Source organism: Nocardiopsis alkaliphila YIM 80379 (genome assembly GCF_000341005.1).
Taxonomy (GTDB): domain Bacteria; phylum Actinomycetota; class Actinomycetes; order Streptosporangiales; family Streptosporangiaceae; genus Nocardiopsis; species Nocardiopsis alkaliphila.
Window position 1 is genome coordinate 1 of the sequence record NZ_ANBD01000147.1, and the last position, 14,153, is coordinate 14,153.

The following is a 14,153-nucleotide window of genomic DNA, read 5'->3' on the forward strand; positions in this document are numbered from 1 at the left end:
GGCCGGACCGAGGGGTGCGGGGGATGTCAGACACAGGGGGAGTCCTCCCGCCCGGCAGGTCGCACCTGCCGGGCAGCTAGAAGAGCGAGATGAGGAGAAGGGGTGTCGAGGGGACTATGGGAGAGGTAGTTCTCCCTCGTAGACACGGGCGATATCGGCTGCGGTCAGCACGCCCTGGTAAAGATGCACGTCGCTGATGTCTCCAGCCCAAGGGTCGGAGAATTCTTCTTCGAATCGAGCCCCGCCGATCATCACCGGGCCCGAGGCGTGCCACGCTTCGGGGATCTCGATGGTTCCCTGATCCACACCATCGACGTAAAGGGTCGCCTGGCCCAGGGTGTGGTCATAGGTGGCGGCCACATGAGTCCAACGACCGAACTCGGGGCTGTGGTCGGACAGGGCTCGGTGCCACCCGCTCGCGCCGGTGCGGTCTTCGGGCGGCAGTTTCATGACCCAGTTGTCGTGGTCATAGGTGTGCTGGTAACTGAGGTAGAACGCGCTATGGTCATCACCGTTCTGAGCCACCGCGGTGGAGTTGTGGCCGACTTCGTCCAGCCGAACCCACGCGGCCACGCTGTAGCTGCGGTCGGTACGGACCGCCGGTGCCTCGGTGCTCAGGTGTTCCTGTTCGGCGACGTCCAGACTCACGCCGGGGGCGAAGGTCACTTCGTTGATGGCCTGGTTCCACGCGGTCAAGGGGTCGGCGTGCAGGGTGGCGTCCAGTCCATGGTCAGAAGAATCCGCCGCGACCGTCCCTTCGGTCTCGTCCAGCTTCCAGCGGCCTTCGAGAGCGGTGGGCCGGTTGGCCAACTCCCACACTTCCGAACGGGCTTCATCGTCCTCGACGAACGGTTCATCGAAGACGACCCGGTCCCACACCCGGACATCGTCGATGGCGCCACGCCAATGCTCGGCGTTGTTACCCGAGGAAAGACCACCGCCCACCATCAGGGGGCCTTCGGCCTTCCAGGGGGTTTCCAGGTGTCCGGTGGTCTGTTGGCGCACGCCGTCGACGTACAGCACCGACGTTCCCGTGGCCGGGTCGAAAGTGCCCAATAGGTGTGTCCACTCCCCGGTCCGTGCCGGTTCGTCGGACAGGGCCCGTGACCAACCGCTGGCTCCGGTTTCGTCCGAGGGCGCCATCTTCAGCACCCAGCGATCATGACCCAGGGTTTGTTGATAACCCAGGTAGAAACCGCTGTTCTCCAACCCCGTCTGTGCCACCGCACTGCGGTTGCGATCTTTGTCGTCCATGCGCACCCAGGCCGATACCGAGAACGCCTGGCTGGTGTCCACGACCGGGTCCTCGGTGACCAAGCGCGAGTTGGCCCCGTCGATGTCGATGGCCGCGCCTTCAAGACGCTGAGTGCCACCTTCGGTGGGCCCCACCCGTCCACGCACCCAGTCCATGTCACCAGTGGCCGTCAGAACGCGGTCGTTGTCCATGGCATCGGTAACCGTGGTGCCTTCGCCTTCGTCCAAAGGCAGATGGACCTCCGGGTTCGCGGGTGCGGCCACGGTGAAGGCGTAGACCAGGCCGCATTCGGAGGAGTTACCGTAGCCGTCGGTGATCCGGGCGTGAATGAGGTTGGGCCCATCCCGGGTCGGGGTGATCGGTACCGTTACACTCGCGCCCGACTCGTCCAGTTCGATCTCAGTGGAACAGGAGGCGTCGTTGACGCTGTAGTGGTAGGAGGTGGCTTGGTCCACGCCGTTGTTGGCGAAGGTGAACTCACCCGAGCGTCCCACCGAGCCGTGGATCGTGTCGCCGGCCGGGTAGTCGGTGGAGGTCACCTCGGGGCCGGTGTCGGGTTTGGTGGTGTCGATCTCGATGAAACACCACGAGGACCACGGCCCCCAGTGGGACCGGTCGTGGCCGCGCACCCGGTAGGCGATGAGCTCGCGCTCGGGTAGATCGCGGGCGGTCACCGGCCGGTAGGAACCCCCCGACCACTTGCCCACGGTCACATAGGCCGAGTCGGCTGTTCCCAGTCGGTCGTCGACGCCGGTGAGTTTCCATTCGAACTGGGACTTGACCTGCTGGCCCACCCAGTAGGAGTCCCGGTCTCGGATCTGGGCGTTGAAGGTGAGAGTGGTGTCGTTGATCAACCGGGGCTGGGTGCGGTCGGTCTGGCACACCCCGCCCAGGGAGTCGGAGATGGTGGAGGTCACCGGCTTCTCCGGCGGGTGGTTGTAGTTCACCACCAGCACCGGCGGCTTGTTCTTGACGTCGAAGCGGCGCCAAGCAGCGGTCCCGGATTCGTTGCGTTCCTTCAGGCGCAGGTAGATGTGCGAGGCGTTGTTGTCAACGCCCCACTTGTAGGCGGAGGTGGCGTTGAACTCCACCCCGCTGGAGGAGGGGCAGGTGGCCCACCCGCCCCGCACGTTCTGGGTGTCCAGCACCCCGCCCTGGGTGGCGGGTTGGTTGTTCCAGGTGGTGTTGCGGTTGAACGCCTTCACCCGCTGCAATTGGATGTGGGAGTTGCTGTTGCAGTCCCAAGACCAGTCCACCTCGGTGCGCAACGTGGCGGAGTTGATGATGGTGTTGGGGTGCATGGTGCGGGCCATCATCGTGAACTGGAAGAACGCGCGACGGGTGTAGACCCGGTCCCACTCCACGCGGCCCACGCCCACAGGGCGGATTCTAGGGGTCGTTGCAACACAGAAGTTCAGTTGCTCGTTTCGAGCAGCTTAGCGAGGCGCTCGGCTGGGGTATCCCAGTCGAGCGTCTTGCGTGGGCGCCCGTTGAGCTGGACAGCGACCGCTTCCAAGTGCTCACGTGAGTGCACTGACAGGTCTGTGCCCTTGGAAAAGTACTGCCTGAGCAGGCCGTTAGTGTTCTCGTTCGAGCCACGCTGCCAAGGGCTGGCCGGGTCGCAGAAGTAGACCGGGATGTCCGTGGCGGTGGTGAACTCGTGGTGACGGCCCAGCTCCGAGCCCTGGTCCCAGGTCACCGAACGCGTCAGATGGGCGGGCAGGGTCGCTACCGTGGCGGCCAGGGCGTCCGCGACCTGTTCGGCGCTACGACCGTGGGGCAGGTGCACCAGCATCGTGTACCGGGTCGAGCGCTCCACCAGGGTGCCGATGGCCGAAGCGCCGTTCGCCCCGATGATCAAGTCCCCTTCCCAGTGGCCGGGCACCGCCCGATCGGCGACCTCCGCGGGACGTTCGCTGATCATCACCATCGGATAGGCGAAGCGCGAGCGGCGCTGCTGGGCCTGGTGGCGGGATTTGCGCCGGGTCCGGCCCAAGCGCAGGGCGGCGGCCACTTCACGACGCAACCCGCCACGGGCCTGAACGTACAGGGCCTGGTAGATCGTCTCGTGGCACACGTGCAGCTCCGGCCGATCGGGGAAGTCTCTTTTGAGCCTACGGCTGATCTGCTCCGGGCTCCACCGCTCGTCGAGCAGGTCCTGGACCCGGGTGCGCAGCTCAGGGTCCAGGGCGATCCTGGAGGGTTTGGGCCTGGGTCTGCGGGCCTCGGCGCGGGCCTGGGCGGCGTGGGGACGGTAGTGGGTTTTTCCACGCGGGTCCACCGTGGCGTTGCGACGCGGTTCCCGGCTGATCGTGGAAGGATCTCGACCCAGCTTGACGGCGATGGCCCGCACACCCATGCCTTCGCGGTCCAGATCGGCGATCTGGGTGCGCTCGTCGCTGGTCAGGTAGCGGCCGGGTGAGGTGGCTCTGTTGCCGGGGCGGGCAGGAGGAAGGTATCGCTCCTGCCCGTCCCGGGACCGGGTGGGGTGGCCGAACCGCCAGCGGTGCCCCGTCTTGCGGTTCACCCCGACGACCCGGCACGCCTCGGTGGTACTCACTCCTTGGGCCATGAGGGCAAGATATGCCGCCCGCTCGGCCTGGAGCTTCTTACGGCCCTGAGGGTCCCGGTTCTTACGGATCTCGAAGTCGTCCATCGCACCCCGTCAAGTGGGGTGTTGCAACGACCACTAGAACCCAAGCAGATCCGCGGACGATGGATTGAAGTAGGCCTGGTTGGGGAAAGCCCGATCCACGTAGGCCCAGTTGGGGCGGCTGGCGTTCACCGAGGGGTCGATGTAGACGGGGTACTGGGTGGCCTCGTCAACCAGCATGCCCTGCTCGGGGACCAGTCGGAGTCGATCGACCTCCACCGAGGTGTCCACCAACTCCACACGAGCCCCCGAAGGCGCGGCCACCGTGGGGTCTTCGCTTCCGCTCTGTTCTTCCTCACCCGAAGAATCCCACATGGCCGGGGCCTGGGCGGAGAACACGCTCTGGCCGCCCTCGTCACCGGTCGCGTCCAGGTTGCCGTGCTCGTCCACCGTCATCCGCACACCCTGGGTAGACAACGGCAGTTCCAACTCGGCCAGCTCGGGGGCCTGCGCGGCCTCGGGGGTATGCACCACCAACACCTAGGAGAAGCCCTCCACGCCTGCGGTCAGGACCAGGTCCACGTCCGGCAGCACGTCGGTATAGGTGGCCTGATCGCCGTCGAGTGTGGGCTCGGGAAGCTCATCGACCCAACCCAGGGAAACACTGTTGGCGCCCAGCCCGATGTGGGCCATGGCGGTGTCCCCACCACCGGAGAAGGCGATGTCCATACCCGCCGCCTTGGGACGGACCAGCCCGTCCTCGGCCTTGACCAGGTCGGTGTCCACATCCACCCCTGTGGGGAGCGCACCCTGACCGGGAGCGCGGAGACCTCAGCGGTCAACGACCCGTCCGGGTTGGCCAAGTGTTGGGTCTTCTCATCCGTCAACCCCGGAATCTCCACCGGCTCCCCGGTCTGCTCGGCCAACGCCAGAGCATCGAACTCCTGCTGATCCACCGCATCGGCCGGGTCGGGGGCTGTGGGTTCAGCAGCTACGGGGGGTGGACAGCAACGAAAGAGCCAGGGCGGCAGCGGTCGAAACCACCGTCGCGCGGGTCAGGGGGCCAGGCATGGGCTGCCGTTCATATGTGGGGGATGTGGGACCTCGAGGGGCGGGCCCGCGAGCAGGTAAGGACAGTAGCAACCTTCCACGAGCCAGCGCAATCATCCGATGACCCACCCACCCATTAGTGGTACCGAGAACCACTTCTGACATGCGCCTACTTTATCCTGGCCACATCCGGCCACCTCATCGCGCGGATTGGCTCGCATGTTCGATGCGGCACTCTGAGCCAGCAGGGCCCGCGCGCCCCTGCCCTCAGCGGCAACGCGTACAGGAACAAACCCCTCACGGAACACAGGCGGCAGAACGCTGAGATGATGGTGACGGCGAGCACGCATCTCTCGGGTCCAGCTCATTCATCCGGTGCGAATCGAAGAGCCTGCTTTCGGCTTCGAGCTCCGCTCAGTGACAGCGAGCAGCATTCCAACCGCTGCGCATACGCCCCCGATCGCGAAGATCGCCACTGTGTACCAGTACGGTTCATCATCTGAATAGCCGAGCAGGATCATCAGTCCAATCCCAACGACGAAGAGGGCGTAGGGAAAAGTCACCCAGAGAGGGAGCCGACGCATACCCGCGCTTCCCGGCAAGAAGCAAAGGTGAACAAGCAGCATGACCAACATCGTCACGATGAGCGCCAAAGTGAATGAACGGCCATCTTGCTGATAAGAGAGTTGGAAGTCTGACAGAAGAAATAGGAAGAGTCCACAGTTCAGTAGAGCGAGCGCGCGCAAGGAACCTCCCGAACGTCAATGTGGTCAGGGCCGGTCTGGTCACCCTCGAACATGTGCGAACTCCAGGACTCTCGACGTCAGGGAACCGAGGAAGCTCAGTGCGGCGAGGAAGAACATCGCCGTGGGGAGCAAGGAATGGGCGTCGTGCCACACGGTCGATGCCAAGGCCACCAGGACCAGCGTCACGAACGGGAACATCGGCGGCATCGTCGCCGGGAAGACGGTGGGTGTCGATACTCGGAACACCCTCTCCTTCGGGTTCTGAGCTCGGGACAGAAAGGTCACGACGGTGGCCCCGAAGGAAGGAACAGGCATCTCAGGACCGATGCCGGGCAGAAGCCGGCGCCGTGGCTCGGGTAGGAGAGGGTGTGGCGGCGGCCATCGCCAGGAGACCACCCAGCACAAAAGGATCAGCCACCAGGAGGTGACTTTGGGACGACGCACGGGGGATCGCCGTTCTGTTCGGGGACTTCCCGCAATACGGTCAGGCGGGGATCGAGTCGACGGCCCGGGCCCTCCGGCTTCGCGCCGCGCTCAGGGTGAGCGCGCCGAACAACACCGCGCACGGCAGGGCGTAGGGTCCCGGTCCTTGGAAGAGGCTGCTCGACTCCGCGCCGAAGGCCAAGGGGGTGAGTCCGAACAGGGCGAGCACCCCCGTCAGGACAGCGGCCGTTCCCGAGGCCCACAGTGGCCAACGTTTCCTCGCGTGCCGGGGGCTGATCAGCATCAGCGCCACGGCGGCGAACACCACCGCGACCAGGACCGGAACGAACACCCAGAGCAGCGAACCGGGTGTGGCCGGCTCCGCCCCCCCGAAAACGGGACCACCAGTGACCACCAGGTGTGCGACACCCAGAACCAGCCCGGCACCCGCCGTGGCCCATCCCAGCCACGAGGGCGGTCCCTTCTTCACGTCCATGCCCTTCTCCCGCCAATCGACGATGCGGTGTCGAGTCTGGCAGACCCCGGTCAGAGCCGGCTCCGACAGGTGGCGTCCGGGGCGGGCAGCACGCCGCTGAGCAGGTAGGCGTCCACCACCTCGTCCACGCACGGGCGACCCTGGGCGTAGGCGGTGTGACCGCCCCCTTCATAGGTGAGCAGGGTGGCCGAAGTGAGCTGCTCGGAGAGCTCGCGGGCCCACGCGTACGGAGTGGCCGGGTCCCCCAGGGTGCCGATGACCAGGATCGGCGGGGCCGTGGGCGCGGTGATCCCGGTGGGCATCACCTCGGTGTCGGGCCAAAAGGCACAGGGCAGCATCCGCCACACCTCGTGGCCACCGAAGAGCGGGGACGCCTGGGACGCTCGTCGAGCTCCCTCCTGGTAGGCGCTCGGGTCGGTGGGATCGATGTGATCGGCGCACCGCACCGCGAGGTGGGCGGACCTCTCCGCACCCAAGACCTCCTCTGGCCTGGTCCTCTTCAGAGCGGCCAGGTAGTCGTGCACGAAGTCGTCGCGCTCGCCCTCGGCCAGGCGTGCGAGCAGGAGCACGTTGTTGGGCCACAGTTGCTCGGTGTGGAGCGAGCCCCGCAGGAGGTCGAGGAACTCATGTCGGTCCACGGTCTCCTCGTTCACGCGCAAAGGCTCGGCGTCGATGTCGACCAGGATCTTCTCCACCTCCTCGGTCGCCTCCTCGATGCCGGTGAACGGGCACTCCGGGGCACCGTCCAGGCAGTGGACGACGAACGCCTCCCAGGAGGTCTGGAGTCCTCCGGTCTGTTCCACCGCCCGGGTGACGACGTCGTCCTCGAGCGGCACCGCCCCGTCCAGGACGAGGGCACCGGTGCGTTCGGGGTACATCTGGGCGTACAGGGCCCCGATCGAGGTTCCGTAGGAGTAACCCAGGTAGTCGAGCCGCTCATCACCCAGGGCGTCACGCAGGATGTCGAGGTCACGGACGACGTTGACGGTGCCCATGTTGGCGAGGAAGTCCTCCCCTACCTCCTCCACGCAGCTCTGGGCCAAGGCGCGGGCGGTCTTTTCCAGGGCCTCCAGCCGGTCTCCGGCCACGTCTTGGGGGTCGGTGTCGCGTACCCACTCCAGGGGGCGTTCCATGTATCGCCAGAGTGGGCAGACGAAACCGCCGCTCGCGCCGACCCCGCGCGGGTCGAAGGAGACCAGGTCGAAGCCTGCCCGCACTCCCCTGCCCAAGGGTAGGGGGCCGCTCAGGAAGGTGTCGGTGCCGGAGACTCCGGGGCCACCGAAGTCGATCACCAGCGAGCCTTGGCGCACGCCTTGGGCCGGGTGGCGGATCACCGCCAGGTCCAGGGTTCGACCTTGGGGGTCGCCGTGGTCGAGGGGGACGGTGACGGTGCCGCACTCCAGGCGCCGGAGCCAGTCCGGGTCACCCTCGGTGGGCACCGCTTCGGCGCGCTCTTGGGGACTCAGGCAGGGTCGCCAGTCGATCTCCTGTCCGTGGAAGGGGTGGGGGCCGCCCTCGACGTCGGCGGAGACCACCCCGGGGACGCAGATCAGGGCCGTCAGCAACGCCCCCAGCGCTCGTCCTTTCCCACGCACGCCCGACCTCGCTCCCCGTAGTAGGACCACTGGGTTCTCATACTCTGGGTGATCGAGGTCGGACGTGTGGTGAACATGCCGATCAACCGGTCAACAGTGGCTTTACCCGACTATTCCGGAAGGCAGGAGTGGCCGCTGTCCGGAACGGCGCCCTCCAGCAGGTAGGCGTCGATCACCTCGTCCACGCACGTGTTGGCGTCGAATCCGTACACCCCGTGCCCGGAACCCTCGTAGGTGACCAGGGTGGCGCTGTCCAACTGGTCGGCCAGACGCCGTGACCACTCGTAGGGGGTGGCCGGGTCGCCCACGGTGCCGATCACCACGATCGGCGGGGCCTCGGAGGCGGAGAACCCGGAGAGGCGTTCGGCGGGATCGGCCCAGTGCGAGCACATCATCTGCGGCCACACCATGCCGGGGCCGAAGAGCGGTGATGCCTCATAGGCGGCCTCGGCGGCCTCCCGGTAGGCGTCGAGGTCGGCACCGGTCTCGGAGTCGGCGCATTCCACGGCGACCCGAGCGGCGGCCTGGTTCTCCTCGGCCTCCTCCTCGGCCATGTACAGGAAGAACATCCAGTACAGACCGCTGAGCTGGTAAGTGGCCTCGTACAGATCCCCCCGGCCCAGCGCGACCAGGGCTTCCTCCAGGTCGGGCCACACCCACTCCTGGTACATGGAATGCATGAGGATTCCGATCAGGGCGCCACCGTCGATGGTGACCTCTTCCTCGTGCCAGGCCGGATCGTCGATGACGATCGGGTCGCCATCCAGACCCTTGGCCAGGGCGGTCACCGTCTCGGTGGCGCTCTCGGAGTCGTCGAAGGGGCAGGCGGAGCACTGTTCGATGAACCTCTCCCAGGTCTCTTGGAAACCCTCGGTCTGCTCGACGACCATCCGCAGCAGATCGATCTCCCCGTCCACAGCGCCGTCCAGGACCATTCCGCCGACGTTCTCGGGGTAGAGCTCGGCGTACAGGGCGCCCAGGTGGGTGCCGTAGGAGTAGCCCACGTAGTGGAGCTCGTCCTCGTCCAGGTTCTCCCGGATCAGGTCCATGTCACGGGCGACGTTGACGGTGCCCATGTGTGCGAGGAACTCCTCGCCCGTTTCCTCGACGCACTGGTCGACCACCTCCCGTGCCATCTCGTCCATCGTGACGAGGTCGTCCTCGGTGATGTCGGTCGGATCGGCGTCCCAGCTCAGGTACTCCTCCCAGGGGTCGTCCTCCTCGTCCGCGAACTCCTCCCCGCAGGAGATCGGGGCACTGGCCCCGATGCCGCGCGGGTCGAAGGAGACCAGGTCGAAGACGTCCCTGATCTCGGAGGTGAACAGCTCACCGGTGAGCATCTCCAGACCACTGCCCCCGGGCCCGCCCGGGTTGATCACCAGGGAACCCTTGCGCTCCTCGGGCTCTCCTTCGGCGGCCCTGCGCACCAACGCCAGCCCCATCTGCTCACCTTCGGGGTCGGTGTAGTCGAGGGGGACGTTCATGGTGGTGCATTCCAGGCTCTCCAGCCACTTCTCCTGGGCGCCCCATTCGAGGAGTTCCTCGACTTCGTTCTCGTCGTGACAGGCCTTCCAGGACAGCTGTTGGTTGTCGAAACGCTCCAGGTTCGGGCCTTGGTCCTCGAGCGAGGCATCGGCCCGTACGGGTTCCTCCTCGGGCGCGCAGCCGGCCACCAAGAGCAGGGACAGCGCTAGGGAGGTGGAGGTCAGAGCGGGTACGTACCGCACGCGGCGGCTCCGTTCTAGAAAGGGGATGGGGGATGGGGGGTTCGGGGGGCGCCACCACCTGGACGGCTGGAACGAGCCAAGGGTTGCCTACCGATAGGTAACAAATGCGACAAACCACTTCACGCCGGTGAGCCCCGGAGCGGATCGGACTCAGAGCAGGCCGACGTCGGTGTCCAACACCGCCGGTGGCACCCGCGGATCCACCTCCACCACCAGCGGACGGTTCGGGTCACCGAACCCGATCCTTTCGCCCGACGCTCCTTCCGACGTCCCCTGGGCGACCCAGTCCACCAGCTCCCCGGCCCGTGTCACGTCACGCCCCGGGCGAGTCAGGGCCACCAACGTTCCGGCCACGTCACAGCGCACGCTCAGGTGCGTGGTCGCCGCGAACACGCTTTGGGCCCATCCACCCGGGCTCACCTCGCGCCGTGGTCCCCGTGGTGTGCGACGCCTGCGCCAGGCCGGGGCGGCCAACCCCACCGCGCGGTCATCGAAGGCCAGCACCAGGGTGGGGCGTTCCTGCGCGGTGAGGAAGGCCGAGGAGTCCTGCAACGAGGAGTCCCACCACACCCGGCACGGCCCCGAGGCCGCCGCGGCGAGCCTGCGGGCCGCCAGGTCCAACAACTCCACCTCCACCTGCTCGCGCGCGGGACCGTGGACCAGGCGCGCCAGTTCGCCCTCCAGTGGTTCGTAGCCGGACAGCACCAACGACCAGTCCGGACCGGCCCGACCGCGCAGTGCCGAACGACCGTGTCGCAGGCACACCACGGCCCGCTCACGGGCCAGTTGGTAGGTGGCGCAACCTCCGGCCCCTAGTGCGGCCTTGGCCAGCCCCAGACTCATCGCCTTGGTGCCGGTGGTGAAGTCGACGACGACCGGGCACCGCCCGTCGTGTTCGCGGGCGATCCACTCTCGCACGGCCGTGGCGACCGCCTCGGGATCGAAGCCGTCCACCGGATCGGCCGCCAGACGCACCCGGTCCCGGTACGTGCGCAGAGCCTCGGCGTCGGGCGTGGGACGCTTTGGGTGCTCGACCGCGTACAGGGTGCGGGCTGCGGCCTCGCGTACGTTGGCGCGCAGACTCTGTTTGGAGGGCAACACCAGGGCACGCGAGGGTCGATGGGCGTGCAGCGCGGTCAGGGCGCCCAATCGGCTACCGCCCAGCGGCGTGACCAGGAGGGGCCCCTCCGAAGGTTTCGGGTGGTGCCGTGGGAAGGCCGGCGGACCGGGCACGGGCCGAGGGGAGTCCGGTACGGGTGCGGGGCTTCGAGCTCCCAAGGACGGAAAGAAGGCCCTCCGTAGTGCGTCGAAGGAGGAGATCCGCTTCATCAGGGCGTCCATGTGCCACACGTGCACGGTGCGGGCCGACAATGCCGGGTTGTAGACGGTGATCCGTTCGCGCAGGTCCTCGACGACGGGGCCGGTGTAGACGAACAGGACCTGGGTGGCCCCGCCGAAGACACGTCGGGACTTGGCCACGGTCCAGCCGGCCCGAGCCACCACGTCCTCGGCCCTGCTCTTGACCTCCACGCAAAGCACCCGATGACGGTGGCGTAGCAGGACGTCGAAGTCGGCGATGGAACCGCCCGGCCGGTAGGGGTCGGCCACGCGGCGGGCACCCAGGACCTCGGTGTCGGGCCGGCCCCGGGTCGATCGCCGCAGGTGGGCCAGCACGCACCCTTCGGCCACGATCCCGTTGAGTTCCCCCTCGGGCAGGCACGGATAGGCCTCGCGCAGGGCACGTTCACCTCCTTGGAGGAAGCGGCGCACCGGTGCGGGGTCGCGCTGTTGGATCCAGTGGACGCCATGGACCTCGGCCAGGGTCCGTAGGTCCACCACCTGCGCGCCGGTCGGATCGCTGTGCGGGTCCAGGTAACGACGCAGGTGGTGGGAGCGGGGAGGATGGGAGCGTTCGTGGTACAGGGCCGCGGCCACGCTCATGATCTTGGTTCCACCGGTGTAGTCCAGGTACCAGGGGCGCCCGGCCAAGGCACGTTGGACCCGTTCCAGGAGCGCGGTGATCGCCTCGGGGTCGTGCGGGTCGGGTCCCATGCTGAGAACACGTGTGGAGCGGTCGGAGCGAAGACGGTCCACCGCGGCGGCGACGCGACGGGCCATCACAAGCGTGGCCTGGCTACAGACCAGGAGAAGCCGTCCAACGGGCATCGTCAGCGCGGCCAACAGCGCGGGGGTGGGGTTTTGTCCCACCAGGACGACGGCCGTGTCGGGGGCGGCCACACTCTCGGCGTCCATACCGCTTTCGTCCATACCGGTTTCATTCGCGCTGGATCCTTCCACGGTTCCCTTTCCCGTGGAATCACAGGGACAAGCCGTTCTCGGTCGTTTCCGTGCAATCGGGAAGAGATTTCACGGTACCCATCGCGATCGGGAAGGGATCAAGGGGAGGGCCCCACCACCCGCCTCGCGAATCCGGAGGTCAGGACGAAGGAACGGCAGGCGGTGACCACCCCTTTGCCATCCCGCACCAGATCGGAGGGGACCAGCAGGTCGTCGCGCTCGGGGTGGGCCGAACCGACCACGGACGAGACGATGAACCACACCCCTTCCTCGGGTTCGGGAAGGTTGGCGGCCCGGGTCCGTCTCTCCGCCATGAGGGGAATCCCGTCCAGTTCCGACAGCGGCACGCGAGCCGCCTCCACTCTGGCCGGACGGGGAGCACTGGGCCAACTACGGATGACCCTCGCCTCCTCATCCACCACCCGCACCTCGTGCGGTGTCAGATTGACCACCCTCATGCGGCGACCTCCCGTTCCTCTCACGCCCCAAGGCCCTACGTCCCTGCACCAAACGGTGCCTCGTGCTCCGTTCCGATCCCTTCACCGCACTCTCTCGGACACACGCGGCACCACCTGCCAGGGACGACACCATGCTCTTTGTGAGACTTCTGTTTCTTATGACCGATTCACCATGAAAGGATTGGAGAAATGTTTTTAGAGTTGAACGTCGAGAATTGACAGTTCGGCTATAGGGAACATATTTTGTTGTACGACCTCCCGTTGACTCAGGAGTGTCGAAACCAACACTCACGACTCCCACACGTTTCCCCGGAAGGGCTGGGGAAGCGTCCCGGCCCCGGAGGATCCGGGGAGAAGAGTTCGTGAGCAAGCACCGCTGCTCCGTCTGGGAACTGTACGGTTCGGCCACCTTCCTGCGCGTGTTCAGTCGCGCGCTGGGATGCGGACCCTGCTCCACGGACGGAACCGCCCAGGGCTGTGCCGGTCACACCGAACAGTTCTGGGACTACATCGACCTGTGCGTCGAGCACTGCCCGTGCCCCGAACACGGCGGCGACCCGCACGGGCTCCTCGCCGTGCGCATGGCCCGTGCCCTGCCCTCTCCCGAGGGGGTGGACCGCACCGCCGCGCACCGGCTTCGTGAGGCCTTGGACGACGTGCGCCGCGACCGCTCCTACAAGAACCTGCGCCGGGTGTACCCGAACCCCGCGCCCAACGGCAAGGCCCGCAGCGCCTTCTCCGAGCGCCCTCGCCGCTGGGCCCAGCGGCGCGACGTGGCCCGAGTCGCCACCGACGTGGTCGAGCAGGAGGCCCTGGCCATGCTCGTCCTCACCGCCGGATGGGGCAACCCCGCCGCCGACCTGCCCGAGGAGATCGGCCCCGGGGAGTCCGTCTCCTTCACCGAGGACGGCGGTGCCGTGCCCGTCGCCGACCTGTACGGGCGTGGCGTGAGCGTGGTCAAGGAGCCCCCGATGGTCTCCACCGCCACCGGCGACTACCTGCTGCGCAAGATGACCGAACTCGCCTCCGGCCGCGACGCCGACCCTGGCCGCACCCCCGACCAACGTCGCCGACTGATGCTCCGTGGCCTGCTTCCCGAACTGACCGGGGAGGACCTGGCCCGCCGTCTCACCGACGTCCTGTCCCGAATGGCCACGCTCATGCCCGCCCACTTCGATCTGGTGCAGCGAGCCCGAGGGCGGGCCCGCAGCGCGCCCTACGCCCCGGTTCCCGACACGGAACCGAGCAAGGAGGGAGGGGACGGACCCCGACGCGAGGTCCTGCACCGCGACGAACGACGGTGGCTGAGCCGGCTGGCCCAAGAGATGGCCGCCCAGGCCCAGGCCTATCGGGCGGCCTTCGACGCCGACCCCACCGGCACCCTCGACCTGTTACTGAGCCGGTTGCTGGTGGAGGGCCCCACGGTCCCCGAGCGGTGGCGCGGGGCCCAGCAGGACCCCGACCTGAGGGCCGACCTGCTCGACGCTCTGGCCGAGAGCACCGGAGACTGAA

The 14,153-nt window shown here is 67.2% G+C and carries 12 protein-coding genes; 1 reads left to right on the forward strand and 11 read right to left on the reverse strand.

Features of this window, described 5'->3' with window-relative positions; translation table 11 throughout:
- Nucleotides 1-114 precede the first annotated feature (114 nt).
- The 11 genes from D472_RS0120230 to D472_RS26110 form a co-directional block, all read right to left on the reverse strand.
- Nucleotides 115-2,634 carry a LamG-like jellyroll fold domain-containing protein gene (locus D472_RS0120230; protein WP_017606275.1) on the reverse strand — a complete coding sequence of 840 codons (2,520 nt, stop codon included), beginning with the start codon at nucleotides 2,632-2,634 and terminating at the stop codon, nucleotides 115-117.
- 35 nt (nucleotides 2,635-2,669) lie between these two features.
- The gene (locus tag D472_RS0120235) at nucleotides 2,670-3,815 is read right to left on the reverse strand and encodes an IS30 family transposase (protein WP_394295633.1); all 1,146 of its coding nucleotides are present in this window, start codon (nucleotides 3,813-3,815) and stop codon (nucleotides 2,670-2,672) included.
- 129 nt (nucleotides 3,816-3,944) lie between these two features.
- Nucleotides 3,945-4,382, reverse strand: a complete 438-nt coding sequence (locus D472_RS29420) for a hypothetical protein (protein ID WP_338036526.1) — start codon at nucleotides 4,380-4,382, stop codon at nucleotides 3,945-3,947.
- Between the two features lie 6 nt (nucleotides 4,383-4,388).
- The gene (locus D472_RS29425) at nucleotides 4,389-4,634 is read right to left on the reverse strand and encodes a hypothetical protein (RefSeq protein ID WP_017606278.1); all 246 of its coding nucleotides are present in this window, start codon (nucleotides 4,632-4,634) and stop codon (nucleotides 4,389-4,391) included.
- Nucleotides 4,635-5,266: 632 nt separating this feature from the next.
- A complete protein-coding gene (locus D472_RS0120250) occupies nucleotides 5,267-5,644 on the reverse strand; it encodes a hypothetical protein (protein WP_017606279.1) in 378 nt (125 codons plus the stop codon).
- Nucleotides 5,645-5,683: 39 nt separating this feature from the next.
- Nucleotides 5,684-5,842: a hypothetical protein gene (locus tag D472_RS28495; RefSeq protein ID WP_161625122.1), complete on the reverse strand. Its 159-nt coding sequence runs from the start codon at nucleotides 5,840-5,842 to the stop codon at nucleotides 5,684-5,686.
- A gap of 286 nt (nucleotides 5,843-6,128) precedes the next feature.
- Nucleotides 6,129-6,563, reverse strand: a complete 435-nt coding sequence (locus D472_RS0120260; protein ID WP_017606281.1) for a hypothetical protein — start codon at nucleotides 6,561-6,563, stop codon at nucleotides 6,129-6,131.
- Nucleotides 6,564-6,613: 50 nt separating this feature from the next.
- The gene (locus D472_RS0120265; RefSeq protein ID WP_033304336.1) at nucleotides 6,614-8,158 is read right to left on the reverse strand and encodes an alpha/beta hydrolase; all 1,545 of its coding nucleotides are present in this window, start codon (nucleotides 8,156-8,158) and stop codon (nucleotides 6,614-6,616) included.
- 110 nt (nucleotides 8,159-8,268) lie between these two features.
- Nucleotides 8,269-9,885: an alpha/beta hydrolase gene (locus D472_RS0120270; RefSeq protein ID WP_017606283.1), complete on the reverse strand. Its 1,617-nt coding sequence runs from the start codon at nucleotides 9,883-9,885 to the stop codon at nucleotides 8,269-8,271.
- 150 nt (nucleotides 9,886-10,035) lie between these two features.
- Nucleotides 10,036-12,153, reverse strand: coding sequence for a hypothetical protein (locus tag D472_RS0120275; protein WP_017606284.1), 2,118 nt, complete (start codon nucleotides 12,151-12,153; stop codon nucleotides 10,036-10,038).
- 128 nt (nucleotides 12,154-12,281) lie between these two features.
- Nucleotides 12,282-12,641 carry a hypothetical protein gene (locus D472_RS26110; protein WP_017606285.1) on the reverse strand — a complete coding sequence of 120 codons (360 nt, stop codon included), beginning with the start codon at nucleotides 12,639-12,641 and terminating at the stop codon, nucleotides 12,282-12,284.
- A 362-nt stretch (nucleotides 12,642-13,003) separates the two neighbouring features.
- Between D472_RS26110 and D472_RS0120285 the strand changes: the two genes are divergently transcribed.
- Nucleotides 13,004-14,152, forward strand: coding sequence for a hypothetical protein (locus D472_RS0120285; protein WP_017606286.1), 1,149 nt, complete (start codon nucleotides 13,004-13,006; stop codon nucleotides 14,150-14,152).
- Nucleotide 14,153 lies beyond the last annotated feature (1 nt).